The 17,588-nt window shown below is 53.4% G+C and carries 8 protein-coding genes; 3 read left to right on the top strand and 5 right to left on the bottom strand.

From position 1 onward, the window contains the following. Window positions 1–67: 67 nt before the first annotated feature. Both ACYVK4_RS02625 and ACYVK4_RS02620 read right to left on the bottom strand, forming a co-directional pair. Window positions 68–2,446, bottom strand: coding sequence for an ABC transporter permease (locus ACYVK4_RS02625; protein WP_461125932.1), 2,379 nt, complete (start codon window positions 2,444–2,446; stop codon window positions 68–70). Between the two features lie 103 nt (window positions 2,447–2,549). After that, complete coding sequence (locus ACYVK4_RS02620; protein WP_461125931.1) at window positions 2,550–4,955, bottom strand: ABC transporter permease; 2,406 nt, start codon at window positions 4,953–4,955, stop codon at window positions 2,550–2,552. 325 nt (window positions 4,956–5,280) lie between these two features. Here ACYVK4_RS02620 and ACYVK4_RS02615 point away from each other — a divergent pair, with 325 nt between their 5' ends. Continuing rightward, complete coding sequence (locus ACYVK4_RS02615) at window positions 5,281–7,488, top strand: carbohydrate binding family 9 domain-containing protein (RefSeq protein WP_461125930.1); 2,208 nt, start codon at window positions 5,281–5,283, stop codon at window positions 7,486–7,488. Between the two features lie 66 nt (window positions 7,489–7,554). On the opposite strand, the gene ACYVK4_RS02610 is transcribed toward ACYVK4_RS02615, so the two are convergent. Continuing rightward, on the bottom strand, window positions 7,555–9,954 hold the full coding sequence (locus tag ACYVK4_RS02610; protein WP_461125929.1) for an ABC transporter permease: 2,400 nt from the start codon (window positions 9,952–9,954) through the stop codon (window positions 7,555–7,557). Between the two features lie 342 nt (window positions 9,955–10,296). Between ACYVK4_RS02610 and ACYVK4_RS02605 the strand changes: the two genes are divergently transcribed. Then, entirely contained in the window at window positions 10,297–10,437 is a 141-nt protein-coding gene (locus ACYVK4_RS02605; RefSeq protein ID WP_461125928.1) for a hypothetical protein, read from the top strand. A gap of 46 nt (window positions 10,438–10,483) precedes the next feature. Here ACYVK4_RS02605 and ACYVK4_RS02600 read toward each other — a convergent pair whose 3' ends face one another. Beyond that, window positions 10,484–12,904: an ABC transporter permease gene (locus tag ACYVK4_RS02600; RefSeq protein WP_461125927.1), complete on the bottom strand. Its 2,421-nt coding sequence runs from the start codon at window positions 12,902–12,904 to the stop codon at window positions 10,484–10,486. Window positions 12,905–13,188: 284 nt separating this feature from the next. On the opposite strand from ACYVK4_RS02600, the gene ACYVK4_RS02595 reads away from it, so the two are divergent. Further along, on the top strand, window positions 13,189–16,284 hold the full coding sequence (locus ACYVK4_RS02595; RefSeq protein ID WP_461125926.1) for a PAS domain-containing protein: 3,096 nt from the start codon (window positions 13,189–13,191) through the stop codon (window positions 16,282–16,284). A gap of 7 nt (window positions 16,285–16,291) precedes the next feature. On the opposite strand, the gene ACYVK4_RS02590 is transcribed toward ACYVK4_RS02595, so the two are convergent. After that, entirely contained in the window at window positions 16,292–17,587 is a 1,296-nt protein-coding gene (locus ACYVK4_RS02590; RefSeq protein WP_461125925.1) for a hypothetical protein, read from the bottom strand. Window position 17,588 lies beyond the last annotated feature (1 nt).

The following is a 17,588-nucleotide window of genomic DNA, read 5'->3' as shown; positions in this document are numbered from 1 at the left end:
GAGGAAGGGGAGTAAAGGAAGGAAGGAGGAGAGGGATTTTCCATTGTCCCTTTCCTCCTTCCTCCCTTTACTCCGTTTTTAATGATTTCACCGGGTTCATTAAGGCCGCTTTGATGCTCTGGAAACTGACCGTCAGCAAGGCGATACCCACCGCCAGCAAGCCGACTAGGGCAAAGATCCACCACGACAGGTCGACGCGGTACGCAAAATTTTGCAGCCACTCATTCATTGCATACCACGCAATAGGGCTGGCAATGAGAATGGCAATGCCTACCGGTTTCAGAAAATCGCCGGAAAGCAGGTTGACAATACTGCCCACCGATGCACCCAATACTTTGCGGACGCCGATCTCTTTGGTGCGCTGCTGGGCCGAGAAAGAAGCCAGCCCAAACAAACCCAGACAAGCGATAAAAATGGCCAGCCCCGCAAAAACGCGCATAATCGTTTGTTGACGCAGGTCGGCCTGGTACAGCTGGTCGAACTTCTGATCCAGAAAATGGTACTCAAACGGATAGGCCGGGCGCGTTTGGGCGTATAACCGCTGGATGGCTTCGACCGTAGCGGACAAGTTGCCCGGACTCAGCCTGATCAGAGCCGCCCGTCGGTCGTCGGCGGGGGAGATCACCAGAGGTTCGATGCCTGCTTTCAGGGAAAGGAAATTAAAGTCTTCGACGACGCCAATGATCGTGCGGTTCGTGCTATCCCGTAAGGTGTTTTTCAGCCATTTGCCAACGGCATCTTTGGGTGTCCAGCCGAGCCGGGCGGCCGCCGTGCGGTTAATCAGAGCCGCACGGGTGGTGTCGGAAGGGTACTGTGCCGAAAAGTCGCGACCGGCAATTACTTTCAAGCCAAGGGTCTTTACATAGTCGAAATCGGCAAACTCCGTCCGGGATTTCCATCGGTCAGGATGCGCTTCGACGTCGAACATATGCCCATCGAAAAAACCGCCCGGCTCACCCGACATCATCGAAACGGCCTCCACCCGGCTTTGGGTCAAGAGTTCCTGTTTATGCCTCAGGAAGAACATATAGATGTCGTCGTTGTCGATGGGGACGACGAGGGTCTGCTCTTTATGGTACCCGAGCTGTTTGTTTTTAAGGTAGCTCATTTGCTGGGTACCGATAGCTGTTCCGAGCATGAGGAGTATCGAGATGCTGAACTGCACGACCACCAGTATCTGCCTCAGCGACGTGCCGCCTTTACCCATCCGCAACTTGCCCTTCAACGCCTGGATGGGCGAAAAGGCTGCCAGCACAAAGGCCGGGTAACTCCCCGACAGGAAACCTACCAGCCCGATGATGGCGATGAGAAACAGCACGATCGGCCCGGCATAAACGGCCAGATTCAGGGGGTAACCCAGCAACTCTTTGTAGAAGGGAAAGGCCAGGGCCAGCAAGCCCAGTGCCATCAGGCTTGAGAACGTTGCTAGTAGCACCGACTCGCCAATGAACTGCCATACCAGATGCGTTTTGAAGGCGCCCAGCACTTTCCGAACGCCAATTTCCTTCGATCGCTCCACTGCCCGCACTGTGCTCAGGTTCATGAAATTGATGCAGGCCACCAGCAAAATGAGGATGGCAATCGACAGAAAGATATAGACGACTTTTTTGTCGCCGTGCTTCACACTGTCGAAGGCCGATTGTTCAAAGTAAATGGCCTCCATGGGGGTGAGCGACAGCTTGAAATGATAACCTGCCTGCTTCATGAGTTGCCCCATGTGTTTGTCCATGAAGCGCGGGAAGTTTCGTTCAACCTGTTCTTTACTGACCGTTGGAGCTAGCTGCACATAAGTGTACAGACCATTGTTGATCCAGACGTTCATGTAGCTCCGGTCTTTGTAGTTCGCCAGCGGTATCACCAGATCGAAATCCAGGTGCGAATTGGCGGGCACATCCTGGGCAATACCGGTGACTTTAAGCGGCAGATTTTTGTCGACTTTAATAATCTGGCCCATCGCCTTGTCGATGCTGCCAAAATACTTTTGGGCGGTCGCTTCGGTGAGTACAACGCTGGCGGGCTCTGTCAAAACCGTTGCCGGGTCCCCTTTCAGCAACGGGAAGGAGAACAGGGTGAAAAAGTTAGGGTCGACATCAATGATTTTGCGTTCATGAAACGACTTGTCCTGCGCACTGACCAGCGCATCGGTCGGGTTTACCCGCACGGCCTGGGTGATCTGCCCTTTAAAGTCAGTTAGCAAAGCCGGTGCATATGGCCCCGACAGATAAGAGACCCCAATCTCTTTGCCTTCATTCTCGATGCCGCGCATCACGCGGTAGATGCTTTTTCCATTTTTGTGGAAATTATCGACGCTGAACTCATTGCTGATGAACAGGAAAATCATCAGGCATACGGTGATGCCTGTAGACAGACCGAGCAGGTTAATGACCGAAAAAGCTTTGTTTCGGGTCAGGTTGCGGAAGGCGATTTTGAGATAGTTTCGTAGCATGGGGTAAAGAGGAGTAGGGGAGGAGAGCGAGGATGGAGGAGAGGGAGGATGGAGTAGCTTGGCGTCAGCAATCCATTTCCTCCCTCTCGTCCCTTTTCTCCCCCTACTCCGTTTTTAATGATTTCACCGGATTCATCAATGCAGCTTTCACGCTCTGGAAACTGACTGTCAGCAGGGCGATTAATACCGTCAGGCCACCAGCCAGCAGGAATACCCACCAATGAATGTCGGTGCGGTAGGCGAAGTCGCTGAGCCAGGTGTGCATGGCGTACCAGGCAATGGGCGAGGCAATCAGTAAGGCGATCAACACCAGTTTCATGAAGTCCTGAGAGAACATAGCCACCAGACTCGCTTCCGTCGCGCCCAGCACTTTCCGAATGCCGATCTCTTTGGTGCGCTGTTCCGCCATAAACATCGACAGGCCAAATAGTCCCAGACAGGAAATCAGGATAGCCACCCCCGCGAAAATGCTGAACAGCGTCTGCTGCGTTTGCTCGCGGGCGTAGAGCCGGTCGAACCGCGTATCCAGAAACTGATAATCGAAGGGACGCTGAGGGAAATATTGTTTCCAGACGGATTCAACCTGTTGGGTGCTGGCGGTAACGTTTCCTTTGAGTGGTATCGAGATCCAGTTGAGCTGGCGAGGGGTCAGAATCATAGCCAGTGCCGCCACCTGCTGGTGCAGGGATTCAAAATGGTAATCTTTCGTGACACCAATGATCTGCCCTTTGGCGGGGCCATACTGAAACGGTTTTCCGATGGCCTGCTCGGGTGTCCAGCCCAACTGCCGGGCGGCCGTTTCGTTCAGCACGACCATCGACGTATCGGTGGAGTAGTCGCGGGAGAAGTTGCGTCCGGCGGCCATGCTGATCTGATAAGCCGGAATGAAATCATAATCGACCCGCAGTCCCCGCAGGTTAATTTTGACAGGGGCCATGCTGTCGCCTTTCATCGCCATGCCGCCGTACGAATCCAGCAACCGCCCCGACGGTACCCGCGACGATCGGCCCATGTCGCGCACGGCACCCGTTCGAACGAGCTGCTGTTTGAGCGTTTCGTAATTCGTTGTCGAATCACCAATGTCAGAGAGGAGCAGGACCTGATCCTTCGCGTAGCCCAGTCGATAATCCTGAATGTATTTCATCTGGTTATAGACGACGGCTGTGCTGATAATGAGCGCAATGGCAATGGCGAACTGCGTAATGACCAACACCTGCCGTAGTTTGCCCGTCCGCATGGTCGAGGCAATCTGCCCTTTCAGCACGCCCAATGGCCGGAAGGAGGTGAGGAAGAACGCTGGGTAACTACCCGCCACCAGGCCGGTGAGCAAGGTAATACCAATGAGAACACTTAAAAAAACAGGGTCAAGCAGCTGGCTAAACGCCATGTGCTTTTGCGTAAACTCGTTCAGCACAGGCAAACAAAGCAGCACCAGCCCGATGGCAATGAACAATGAGAAGGTCACCACCAGAATCGACTCGCTCAAAAACTGCCCAATAAGCTGGGAGCGCAAAGCCCCTACAACCTTGCGCATCCCAACCTCTTTGGCCCGCCCCGCCGACCGGGCTGTTGCCAGATTCATATAATTGATGCAGGCAATGAGCAGAATGAATAAACCAATGGCCGAAAACAGATAGATATAACTCATGTCGCCGGTGGGTTCTATCTCCGAATCGGTATGCGACTTCAGGTGAATATCGGTGAGTTTTTGGAGGTTCAGCACCGAGAAAGCGGACGCTTTCCGCCCTTCCTCGGCGGGCACATATTTGTCCTGAAACGCCGGGAAAGCCGCTTCCATCCGGTGTGGATTGCCGTTGGGCTTTAGCAGCACATACGTATTGAATGCGTTGTTGCTCCAACTGGTGCGAAGCTGTTCGGCTCCATAAACGCGGTTGTCGTTGAAGGTAGAGAATGAGACCAGAAAGCTGGGGTGAAAATGCGATTGGGCGGGCAGCGGCTCAAAAACGCCCGTAACGGTCAGGTCGAACTGGTTATTCAGCCGAACGGTTTTACCCACCGGGTTCTGCTGACCAAAATATTTCTCTGCCATTGGCCGGGAGAACATGATCGAAAACGGATTGACCAGAGCCTGATCGGGGTTGCCGCTGACAAGGTCAAAATCAAATACCTTGAACAGATTCGCTTCGGCAAAAAACATATCCTCCTCGTTGAACGAGTGCTCGCCGTATTTTACCAGACCGCCGTTGTCAATCGTTCGTACAACCTGCTCGGCTTCGGGAAAATCCTGCTTGATGAGCGGGCCAAAAGGTGGTGCCGCCTGCGCCAGCCGCAGCGAAGCGGTGCCTTCCGACGAGAGGAACGTGCGCGTCAGGCGATACGTCCGGTCGGCATTCGTATTGTAGCGGTCGTAGCTCAGTTCATCCTGTACATAGAGCGCAATGAGCAGGAAACACGCCAGCCCCACGGCAACGCCCGTAATGTTGATAAAACTGAATGATTTGTGTTTCCGCAAGTTGCGAAAGGCGATAAGAAAATAGTTTCGCAGCATAATCAGGCAGAGTTGAGCAGGGTACGCTGTACCCTGTGCCAAATGCCGTACCAGTTTGTTAAGTGGTTGGTAATTAGTCGAATAGTGATCGTGAGTTAGCGAGAAGTGTCCGCAAACGGACGCTGGGCGTACAGTTGCGGACAATGTCTGACCGCGCGGGCGGCCCCGCCGGGATTTATGTGATTTTTTTGATAGGCTATGATTTTTGCTTTCACAGCAAGCGATCTCATTAAATCATAGTCCGTCAGGAAAATCACATAAATCCCGGTTCAAAGACTATATAATTGAGCATTTTACAGAATTTTGCAGGCACAAATTGCTGTCAATGAAAAGACTCTCTACGCTATTAGTATTAATTCCCTTTTACTCATTTGCCCAGGATGCCACCATTTTCAAACCTGATTCGGTTAGGCGGGTAATTGAAGCGGTGCAGATTACATCGTCCCTGAAGGTTGAAGGGCTATTGAACGACGTCGAATGGAAGAAAACCAAACCGTCGCCCGGCTTTATCCAGATTGAGCCGTATCAGGGAAAAAGTCCCAATCACCAGACGGATGTACGGGTGCTGTACAACAAACAGTTTCTGTATTTCGGCATTTTCCTGCGGGATTCTTTGGGTAAGAAAGCCATCCGGGCCACCGATTTCAAGCGCGATTTTAACTACATGCAACACGATCTGGTCAACCTCTCGTTCGATGGGTTCAACGACCGGCGTAATGCGATGGCCTTTGCCACCAACCCCTATGGCGTGCAGCGCGATTTTCTGTCCTTCGACGATATCTATTATGATTTCGACTGGGACGGCCTGTGGCGGGTGCGTACTACGCGCAGTGATTCGGGCTGGGTGGCCGAAATAGCCATTCCGTGGCAAACACTGCGCTACCCGAAAACAACCGAAGCGGTGCAGAATTGGGGGTTCAATATGTACCGGAACCGGCGGCTCACGAACGAAATTTCGGCGTTTTCGCCGTATCCGCGTTCGTTTTCGTCATTCCGGATGGATTATGCAGGCATGCTGGTCAATTTACAGCCGCCACCACCTAAACCGAATATCCGCATACAACCGTATGTCCTGACGTCTTATGACCGGTATACTGGCTTCGATGCGTCCGTAAAACCCGAAGAAGCAAAAATTAAGTTTGGGGGCGAACTCAAGTGGGCCATTAATCCCAATACTGTGCTCGACCTGACTGCTAACACGGATTTTGCCCAGGCCGACGCTGACCGGCAGGTCAATAACGTAAGTCGGTTTTCGGTGTTTTTCCCCGAACGACGCCAGTTCTTTCTGGAAAATGCCTCGTTGTTTGGTGTGGGTATCAGCCGGAATCTGGATGAATCGGGCGGCAATATGCGCATTCAGCCGTTTTTCAGCCGCCGGATCGGTCTGGACGATACGGGCAATCCCATTCCAATCGACGTAGGTGGTCGGTTTGTGTACCGCTCCCTGAAGCGAAACATTGGTGCCATTCTGATGCGGCAGCGGGGTGTTGGCGATACACCCGCTACGAACTTTTTTGTGGGCCGTTTCTCGGAGAATTTCGGGAAACAGCACCATATCGGGGGCTTGCTGACGGTGAAAGATAGACCCGACGGCTCGAACATCGTTGGTACGATAGACGGCTTTTTCCGGCTCGGCGAATCACACTCGCTTAACACACTGGCGTCTTACTCCACTTCGGCCCGAACGGGAAAACAGGGCTTTTCGGCCTATGCGCAGTATTTCTATGTGAGCAACCAGTTCAAAGTCTGGTGGACCCAGTCTATTGTTACCAAAGATTATGATCCGGAACTGGGGTTTGTCTCGCGCAACGACGTTATCGCCACCACGCCCGGCGTCTTCTGGTGGTATCGGGGCAAGCGCTTGCCGTTCAAAAAGTGGCTGAGGGCCTGGGAGCCGAGCGTTTTTCCGGAGTTTTACCACCAGGCTTCCACCGGCAAACTCATCGAACGCACCTGGACGGTCTACCCGGTCTGGCTGAATCTGCAGAGCGGGGCCTATTTCGGGTATAGCATCACGCCCACCTATCAGCAGCTTACGGAGGTGTTTGAGCCGTTGGGCGTCAAAATTCAAACGGGCCAGTTCAACTACGTGCGTCACCAGATCTACGCCAGCACCGATCCTTCGCGTATCCTGAATGTTCAGACCATCTATAACTGGGGAACCTATTTCGGTGGGAAGCTGAACTCGGGCGACTGGACGGTGCAGTTTGCGCCTATCCCGCATTTCTCGCTGTCGGGGCGTTTTAACCGGAACCGCTTCGTTGAGGTGGGCGAAGAAAAAACCAACGCAACCGTCGACCTGTATTCCATCGAAGGGCGATTTGCGCTCAACCCCCGCCTTCAACTGATCGGGTTTTATCAGCGAAATTCTGAAAACCAGTCGCAGAATTACAACATCCGGCTCTCATGGGAGTACCAGCCGCTGTCGTATGTGTACGTAGTGCTCAACCACCGCGGTTTCCAGAATCTACAGCAACGAACCCAAACCGAAGATCACGCCATCGCCAAGATCAGCTATTTGAAACAGTTTTGATCCTGTAGGAACGTCCGTGTGTAGAGACAAGGCATACATACCTTGTCTCTACACACGGACGCCTGTTTATTCCGACCGTAATGATTTCACGGGGTTCATCAAGGCCGCTTTCACACTTTGAAAACTCACCGTTAGCAGGGCGATACTCACCGCCAGTCCACCCGCCAGCGCGAAGACCCACCAGGCGATATCAGTTTTGTAGGCAAAGTCCTGCAGCCATTTCGTCATGGCCCACCAGGCCAGGGGGGAAGCCAGAACAATCGCGACCAGTACGAGCTTCAGAAAGTCTTTGGAGAGCAGCCCAACAAGGCTGGCGATGGATGCACCCAATACTTTCCGGATGCCGATTTCTTTGGTGCGCTGCCCCACCGTGAACGCAACGAGCCCATACAGTCCAAGTCCGCAAATGACCATCGCCATCAGCGCGAACACGTTGACAAGTTGCGAAATGGTGGTTTCGGTCTCGTAAAACTGCGCGAGTTGATCGTTCAGAAATTCGTGTTCGAAGACATCGGTTGGGTATAGCCGTTGCCAGACGCTTCGGATATGCGCCAGCGTTTGCGTTGACGATGCCCCGGAAATTCGAATGCCGACCTGCTTATACATGTCGGGAAACGACGCGATAAAACAGGGGTCTATGGCTTCATGCAGCGACCGCTGGTGGAAATCTTTAACGACGCCCACAATGGGCAGCGGCACCGACGAGAGATAGTATTGCATCCGTTTGCCGAGAATAGCCTGTGGGTCACGGAAGCCGAGTTTATGAAGTAGGGATTCGTTGATAACGTATTCCCGAATCGAATCCCCTTCGACGATGTTTCGACCCGCCACCAACTGTAAATTGTAGGTTTTCAGGTAATCAGCGTCGGCGAGTCGCTCGCGGACCGGGAAGCTGATCCAGTCCTTTCCGGGGCCAAATTTAAAGGAGCCGCCGTTCATGACGCTGGCAGAAGGCGGCCGGTATTGTAAGGTTACTGCCTTGATGTCGGGGTATTGGCTCAGTTCGCTTTTGAAGGCCTGAAATGATTTTTGCCCGGAAAGAGGGAGGTTGACAATCAGCACGTTGTCCGGCTGGAATCCCAGGTCGGTTTGTCGGATAAACTGCATTTGACGCATCACCACCAACGCGCCAACCAGCAGCGCCTGGCAAACCACAAACTGTAGCACGACCAGCCCTTGCCGTAGTGAGTACCCATCCACCGAGGTTGTGAGTTTACCTTGCAGACTCGCCTTTGGACTAAAACCCGACAAGACAAACGCCGGGTAGCCGCCCGCCAGCAACACGACAATAGCCATCAACAGACCAACAAACAGGAGCATCGGTGCATCGGGCGCAAAGGCGAGTGGAAGGTGAACCCAGTTGCTGAAGAGCGGCAAACTCAGCGATGCCAGCAGGACGGCCAGCCCTGTAGCCATGACCACAATCAGGCTGGTTTCCAGCAGAAACTGCCACGCCAGTTGCGCGCGCGAACTCCCCAGTGTTTTGCGAACGCCCACTTCTTTGCTCCGTCGAAATGCCTGTGCCGTGGCCAGATTGACAAAATTGATACAGGCCGTCAGAATCAAAAATACGCCGATCAATCCCAGCGACCAGATCAACGACCGCCGGATAACACCCCCCACCCGATCTACATCGAAATGCACATCGGCCAGCGGTTGGATGTGAAAGCGAAAGACGTTTGCCACGTCGCCAAAGTGCTTTTTCGACAGCGCCGGGAAGCTGACTTCCAGTTGCCGGGCCGTGGCCGGTGCGTTGTCTTTCAGCGTGCAATACAGCCGGTATGTGCTGCTCAACTGCCCCCATTCATTCACGTTAAACTCGGGGTCGAGCTGGCGGATGGTAGGCATGGAAATAAACAAGCCAATGTGCGTGTCGGTTGGCTGTGCTGGATCGGCGATGAGGCCTGTTACGGTCGCGTTGACTTTATGGTTGAGTTCGATGATCTGACCTATGGGGTTGCTATTGCCAAAGTAGCGTTTGGCCCATGACGCCGTCAACACAAGGGTGTTGGGTGCCAGCAGGGCTGTTTTTGGATTACCGGCCAGCCATTGGTAATCGAAGATCTGAAACAATTCACCTTCGGCGAGGGCCGTGCCGTCGTGCTCCAGAAAGAGACGGGGTGCCGTCTGGCCGGGTTGTTGAATACGAACCGTCAGGGATCGGTTTACCGCCAGAAAAGCCGCCTGCTCCACCTGCGAATAGTCGGTACGCAGGGCTTTCGCCATGGGTAGCGGGGCTTCTGGATAGTGCTCAACAGACCCATCATCGAGGTGAAGGTCCAGCACGATCCGGTACATACGGTCGAACTTGGCGTGGTATCGGTCAACGCTCAGGTGATGCCGGATAAACAGGAAGATGAGCAGGCCACCCGCCATGCCGATGGTCAGGCCAATGACGTTCAGCAGGGTATAGCTGCGTTGCGAACGGAGGTTACGCAGAGCGATTTTGAGGTAAGAACGAAACATCACTTTTCCGTTAGAGTTGTTTACATCTTTTTGGCACTATGTATAATGCAGGCACCTTTGACTTTGCACTCGTGCATGACGACCTGAGCGTTTATGGCCCTAAAGCGCATCAAAGGGTCATTTCTAAACTAAATTCAGGGCCTGGCCCTCTATTCTACCGCGATCATGCTATTCAGCCAGAACCACTGCCCGAAACTATGCTCGATGATGGGCAGGCAAGCCCCGTTCCCGATTTGATCCTATATAATAATGAAGCTCGCTTAACCCACCTTATTATCGAGATCTGTCATTCTGACGGTCTTCGTAAAGACCTCAAGAAAGTGATTACGCTACCCGAATCGGATGATTACGGCATTCGGGAAGGATTTGTGTACGATTATGTGGCTGGCTCTCTGGTTTCGTTACACCAAAGGCGATGGCGGATTAACCCAGTCAACCTCCTTCTCCGACATCCTGCAACTGGATTTGAATCAGTTTTCGTAGCTGCCAACGGACCTACGGAACGCGGCCCGTCCCGTAGGTACGTTGGTCACTCCGTTCGTAAACTCTTCACCGGATTCATACCGGCCGCCCGCAGAGCCTGGGCACTGATCACGGCTCCCGTTAGCAAAGCCAGCACCACGGCGACCAACACAAAAGGGAACCACGACAAATCGGTGCGGTAGGCGAAATGGGTGAGCCAGTCCGATAGCAAATAATAGGCGACGGGCCAGGCGATGACATTGGCAATCAACAGAATCGGCACAAACTCCTTCAGAAACAACCCGATGATGCCCGGCGTCGACGCGCCCAGCACTTTCCGAATGCCGATCTCTTTCGTTCGGCGGGTCACATTCAGCGATACCAGTCCCAGCACGCCCAGTAAGACAATGATCAGGGCCAGTGTTGTGGCCATCCGGGAGGCTTTCTGGAGCTGCTGCTCGGTTTGGTAAAGTTTCTGAAGCGTATCGTCCATAAATGAATACTCAAACGGCGCATCGGGGAAAAGCCGTGCCCATTCCTGACCAATCGACGCCACCGTTTCGGAAAGCCGGTTGCCCGGTTTGAGCTTGAAGGAGAAATAGCGGTAAATGGGATTTGCCCGGGCGTGGAAAAGGATGAGCGGATTGATCGTCTGGTGCAGCGAACCAAAATGAAAATCCCTGAGAACACCACCCACCCGACACGTAAAACTCCCGCCCTGCAACCGGACAAGCTGGCCAATCGCGTTGGCCGGGTTCGACCAGCCCAGCGCTTTGGCCGCCGATTCGTTGATTACTACGCGCGTAGAGTCATATCCACCCCCGTTGGCGTAGAAAAACTGCCCTGCCTGCAACCGGAGCCCATACGTTTGCGCAAAGTGCTCATCGGTGGTCAGCACATCAACGGTTGTTGCCTGCGTACTGTCGCGACCGGGCCGGAACAACTGGCCACTGCCACTGCTTCGACCATCCGGAATTTCGAACGAAAAGCTAGCTTCGCTCACCCCCGGAAGTCGACTCAGCTGCTCCCGAACACCCTCCATCCGTTGTATACCCGCTTTCGACCAGTCGCGGGGAACGGAGGCCACCGTCAGAATCTGGTCTTTCTGATACCCTAAATCCTTGCTGAAAAAATAGGCAACCTGCCGACTGATCACCAGGGCTCCCACAAATACGAAAATGGCCACTGTAAACTGAAACACGATCAGCGCCCGTCGAAAGCCAACCCCCTTCTGTATCGATGCCGTCAGCTTACCCCTGAGGGATTCAATGGAGGGCATACTCGACAGTACAAACGCCGGGTAGCCGCCCGCCAAAAGCGCAACCACGAATACGCCACCCGCCAGGCCCGCAAAAGCAGCTGGCGACCACGTAATCAGGGACGGAATGGGCCGCTCGAACAGATCTGAGAACATGGGCCGAAACAGTTCGTGGCAGCCCAGCGCCAGTACCGTAGCGCCGGTAGTTAACAGCAGCGCTTCGGCCAGAAACTGACCAATCAATTGCCGTTTTAACCCGCCCAGTGCTTTCCTGACGCCAATTTCCCGCAAACGGTTTGCCGAAATACCGATGGTGATATTGACGAAATTAACCACGGCCATTAGCAGGATGAAAATAGCAATGAGGGTCAGTGTCAGCACCATTTTTTCAACCAGACCATTCTGGGCTTTTAAATAAAGCGTCTTTAGCGGACCGAGGGAGACTTGCAGATTTTCCTTGAAACCCGGTGGTGCATGCATAGCCAGCACGGTGGCAATTGGTTGGGTTAGCTGATCGGGCGTGACGCCCGGCTGTAGCTCCAGGTAGTTGGGGATGTACTGGTTCTGCCAGGAGTTTATCCCGTCGGCGGAGGCAAAGTAGCCCACGTTGCGCATGGGAATAAACACCTGATTCGGCAGGGCTAACAGATGCGTAACACTATTCTTTGCCAGGTCCTGCAATACGCCCGTCACCGTAAATACCTGGTTGCCGCCTACGGTTGTCTGCACCGTTAGCTGTTGTTGGAGAACATCGGTTTTGCCGAAAAATTTATTGGCAAGGGTGGCTGTAATCACAATGGAGTTTGGATCGCGGAGAGCTGTTTGCGGGTCGCCGTAAAGCATCGGGAAGCCAAACATGGGCAACATCGTCGAGTCGCTTACCTGGACACTTTCCCGGAAGTGTTTCTGGCCGTTCGATATAAGGCAGGTTATCCCATAGAACCGGTAATAATTGGCTACCAGGTTCGGGTAGAGCTGCCTGAGTGTTGGGCCAATGGGGGATAGCGTCGTAATATCCATACCCATGGTAGCTTCTTTCCAATGGCTCTGTACCAGGTACTGCTGACTGGCATGGCGCAGGCTTTTGTTTACCGCCAGTTCGCCCTGAATGTAGCTGCCAATCAGCAACAGAAATGTAATGCCGACCGTCAGACCGAGCAGCGTGACAAAGGCGTAGAATCGTCGGCGGGCGAGATTACGCAAGGCGATTTTCAGGTAGTTCTGTAGCATAAGACGAGCCGTTTACAGCGCTGAGATGCAGTAAGCAATGGAGAAGAGTTTGCTGCCGTGAAGGTATTCAGGAATGTAGTTTGTTCGTCCTGTGGGCTGATTAGCAGGGCGTTAAAAAATGTTAAGCCTCTCCAATGGCTCAGTGAGATTTTATGGCATAAATGGTCATTTTAGTTTATTTGTATAGTTTGCCTTTTCAGTAAATTGCTCATAATTAGCTACATTTGCTTATAGACTTACTGTGCCAAAGTATCCCGTCCGTAACTGTTGCTTCTTGATTTTTTATGACACTGGCATCAACCCTCGCTCATGCGTTGCCTGACCTTAACCAGGACGCTCTGCCTACCAGCACCGTACTCTATCAGGCAAAGCGTAATGCCGACGGAAACATCAATGATTTTTATGTGACGGCACTCAATGCACCGGCGCTGGAGACGTGGGGCTGGGTTAACAGGGAGGTTGTTGGTCAGTCTGTGCGTCAGTTAGTAACCGAGGAAGAGGCCTCATTCCTGATTTCACAGTTCGCATTGGTTATAGACTTTGGCCGTTCGGTTCAGTTTAACATGAACGCTCACGGGCAGAGTGGCTCATCGGAGCCCCGGCACATGCTCCGGGTATCGAAACAGGACCATGACGTGGTGATCGCCACGAGCGATATGCCGCATGCCCAGATTCAGAAGCAACAGGCCGATCTGATGCAGACCATTATGCAGAACTCCTCCTGCATGATCGATATGCTGGAGGCTGTCCGGGGAGCCGATGGGAAGATCGAGGATTTTGTGTATCGAATGATCAACCAGAACGGGCTGGCTGGTATCGGAAAGACGGAAGAGCAGGTAATAGGTCAGCGGCTGCGAGTGGTTTACCCGGATGTGGTGGAGAAGGGTATATTCGATCTGTTGGTGGCGGTTGTTGAAACGGGGGAAGCTTATCAGCACGAAGTGTACTTCGAGACCGGGTACTGCGAGGCCTGGATCGATGCCCGCTATATCAAACATGACGATGGTGTGGTGACCATCAGCTTTGATCTGACGGCGGCCCGGCTTGCCGAACGGAAACAAAAGCAGCAGACAGAACTGTACCGGACCATTCTGGATACCGCCCTGACCTCCATTTCGGTGCTGGAGGCCGTCCGGGAGGGTGATGAAGAAGGATGCCGATCTGGAAAAGGAAAGATCGTTGACTTTCGGTATACACTCGTTAATCAGGAGCGATTGCGGCTCGCTGGCCAGCCAGAATCATACTTTATTGGCAAAAAACTCACGGAGTTGTTTCCGGGAATGGTCGAAGCTGGGGTACTCGATCACTGGATTCAGGTTGTCGAAACCCGGCAGCCTCACCAGTTCGACCTGCATTATACCTACGACGGCTTCGACGACTGGAGCCTTTGTCTGGGGTCGCCTTTTGGCGATGGGATAGTGGTTTCCTACGCCGATATTACCGAGCAGAAGCAGGCAGAACTACAAGCCCGGCAATATGCCGATCTGCTGGCTAGTGTACAGGATACCTCGCAAATGGGCATATCGGCCTATAGGGCTATCCGTAACGACGCCGGAGCAATTATTGATTTTCAAACCGTATTCCGGAACCGGGCTTCCACCGCCATGTTTCGACAGCCTGACAAAGACATCAGCCAGGCCACGCTGCTGCAGTTATTGCCATCGCTCAGCCAAACGGAGGCATGGCAACGCTATATCCGGGTGACCGAAACGGGGCAGGCCGAGCAGTTTGAACAGTATCATAAGGTCGACACGGTGGAGGGCTGGTTCGATATTGCTGTTCGGCCCTGGGGCGATGGCATTGTCATTCATGTGCTGGAAACCACTGAATTTCGGAAGGCAGTGCGCGATAAACTGCAGCAGAGCCGACTGCTCCAGCAGGTTGTCGACCGCACGGAGGTGGGCCTGGTGCTGGCCCGGCCCGTTCGCGATGAGCAGGATCAAATTACTGACTTCGTGTATGTGCTGACAAACGAGCGTAATGCCCGCGCAATGGGGCGGTCTGTTGCCGAAATGACCGGCAAGCGGATGAGCGACCTGATTCCTGGCTGGCTATCGTCAGATGCGTTTCAGCGCTATGTGGCTGTGGTCCAGACAGGAGAGCCGCAACAGTGTACCTTCCCGTGTGATGCATCGGGAGAAAAAGGCTGGTTCGACGCGTCATTTGTTTGTGTAGACGACTGTGTCTTGTATACGTTTACCGACGTAACATCGCTCAAAGAGTCTGAATTAGTGCAGCAGCAAAATGCCGAACTCCTCGAACAGGTCATGCACATGACGCCAGCCGCGATTGTACTGAATAAAAGCATCCGAAATGAGGCTGGAGATATTGTCGACCTGCGCATGGTCAAGCTCAACCAGATGGCCGCTGATCTCATGCGTAACTCCATCGAAAACATTCAGTATCGACGCGTCTCCAAATACATTCCCGGCTCCATAGAATCGCCTTTATTCGAGCAGTGTAAACAGGTTATTAAGACGGGGCAGGCAACCCGTCTGGAGGTGCCCTGGGATGGGGTATGGTATGATTTCTCGCTGGCTCGTTTTGGCGACGGGATTGTGCTCACGGTTCAGGACATAACACCCATGCGGGAGTACCGCCAGAAACTTGAACAGGCCAACCTCGAACTTCGACGCTCGAACGAAAACCTGCAGTCGTTTGCTTTCGTCTCGTCGCATGACTTGCAGGAGCCGCTGCGAAAAATCAGCTCGTTCACCACCATCCTGCAAACGCAATACGGTAATCTGTTTGGAGAGGAGGTGACCGATATTATCAGCCGCATCAACGTATCTGCCGACCGCATGCGGTTGCTTATTCAGGACTTGCTGGCCTATTCGAAGCTGGAAACACGACAGGATTTATTCAAGCCGGTTGACGTCGCCGGGCTGATTCAGGAGTTGCAGGAACATGAACTATGGGTAGCCCTCAATCAGAGTAAGGCTCATATTCAACTTGGTAAGTTACCGACGGTCATCGCCGACCCGTCGCAGATGCGCCAGTTATTTCAGAATCTGCTCTCCAATGCCATTAAGTTCTGCCCGATTGGCGTTACGCCCCATATTTCTATAAGCAGCCAGGTCATCGACCGATCCGCTGTACACGCCGTTTTACCTTATTTTACCCCTGCTTCGGAGGGTAGATCTATTGGTCAATCGTTTTACGAAATTGCCGTGACAGACAACGGGATTGGTTTCGACGAGAAATATGTTGACCGGATTTTTCAGGTTTTCCAGCGGCTGCATGGCCGTAGCCAGCACCCCGGCTCAGGTATTGGGTTAGCCATCTGCCAAAAGATTGTTGAACGGCACGATGGTGCCATTGTGGCCAACAGTAAACCGGGGGAAGGCAGCACGTTTAAGATTTATTTGCCTGTTCGTTAGGGCACTCTTATACAAGTCCGATTTTCACCAGATCCTGAATAATACGTCCGTCGTGTTCAAAGCGGGCGAGGGTATACACAGAGCCATCGGCACCAATGGCGATGGAGTTTACGTAGGTCGGCCGACTGCCATCGGGGTAGAAAACCGGGCCATGGTCGCGATACTGCTGCGTGGGAATATGAAACGTGACCAGATGCAGATTCTCGATGCCTTTCGCGGCCCCTCGCGCAATCAGATCGTCGCCTTTCAGGCGTTTGCCCGCCACAAAAACGGGGCCGCCGGTCAGGTAATAGATCGTTTGCTGGTCGGGACCCGGTTGAAAACCCAGATAGCCATAACTGAACTGGTCGAACATGCCGCTCTTGCGGGAGGGCTCGGAGGTAAGCCGCTCCACCAGTTCCAGGTTGGATTCCTGCGGATCGAAGCGAAACAGATAGCCCGAATTGCCGTGAATACCATAGGCCACCTGCTCAGGAGCGTGCCAGAAAATCTTTCGCCAGTTGTAGCCCATGCTCCCCGGATGCTTCGGGTCGTACTGACCGAAATAGTCGAGTCGTAAGTCTACGCCGTCCACTTTTTTCAGCGTCTCCTCCGCAGGCCTGTACGCCCAGATGCTTCCCTCTGAAGTGGACAGATAAACAGCCCCATCGCGCGGATCGACGAACATGGATCGGCACAGAACGCGGTAGTCTTCGCCAATTTTCCCCGCTTCGCCATTGGCCGAAACGGCCCCCCGGTTGGTAAGCGTTTTAGTCTTGAAGTCGTAGTCGATAAAATGGCCCAGCGGCCAGGTGATGCCGTACAGATGCCCACGGTCCTTGTCGATGGTCATCGTTAAAATGCCTTCGCCCCGGGGCGCAATCGCCAGGTTTTCAAAGACACCCGTAGCAAGATCATAGGAAAGAAAATGACCGCCGGGGTAAAGGTTTTTGCCTGTTGGTGGGTGCTGCGGTAGCCGCTCCATACCGTCGATGAGTTCATAAACGCCAATGTGGGTGGCGAAATACAGCTTGCCATTGGCTTCATAAAAACGAACGTGGCTTTTTCCCTGCGGAATGGCGTTGGCATCGGCTTCTCCACAGATGTCGGTCAGATCGGCCAGCCACTGCGTCTGGTCGGTATTGGGGTCGTAGACAAACATCTGGCCTCCCTGCTCGTAAGATTCAGAACAGAGAATATAGTAAATCTTGCCATCGCTGGCGGCTGTAATGGCATTGTAAGTGTCGTGCGCCAGCGGAAAGCCCGAGTAGTAGGGCGTTGCGATGAGTGACGGGGAAGCGGGTTTATCGGCAGGTATATTCATA

The organism is Spirosoma aerophilum, assembly GCF_054782495.1.
The sequence above is the reverse complement of the archived record's forward strand: the minus strand, read 5'-3'. Positions and strand labels throughout refer to the sequence as shown.

Coding starts and splice junctions, on each gene's coding strand:
- ACYVK4_RS02625 (WP_461125932.1), bottom strand. CDS start 2,446: ATGCTACGAAACTATCTCAAAATCGCCTTCCGCAACCTGACCCGAAAC.
- ACYVK4_RS02620 (WP_461125931.1), bottom strand. CDS start 4,955: ATGCTGCGAAACTATTTTCTTATCGCCTTTCGCAACTTGCGGAAACAC.
- ACYVK4_RS02615 (WP_461125930.1), top strand. CDS start 5,281: ATGAAAAGACTCTCTACGCTATTAGTATTAATTCCCTTTTACTCATTT.
- ACYVK4_RS02610 (WP_461125929.1), bottom strand. CDS start 9,954: ATGTTTCGTTCTTACCTCAAAATCGCTCTGCGTAACCTCCGTTCGCAA.
- ACYVK4_RS02605 (WP_461125928.1), top strand. CDS start 10,297: ATGATTACGGCATTCGGGAAGGATTTGTGTACGATTATGTGGCTGGCT.
- ACYVK4_RS02600 (WP_461125927.1), bottom strand. CDS start 12,904: ATGCTACAGAACTACCTGAAAATCGCCTTGCGTAATCTCGCCCGCCGA.
- ACYVK4_RS02595 (WP_461125926.1), top strand. CDS start 13,189: ATGACACTGGCATCAACCCTCGCTCATGCGTTGCCTGACCTTAACCAG.
- ACYVK4_RS02590 (WP_461125925.1), bottom strand. CDS start 17,587: ATGAATATACCTGCCGATAAACCCGCTTCCCCGTCACTCATCGCAACG.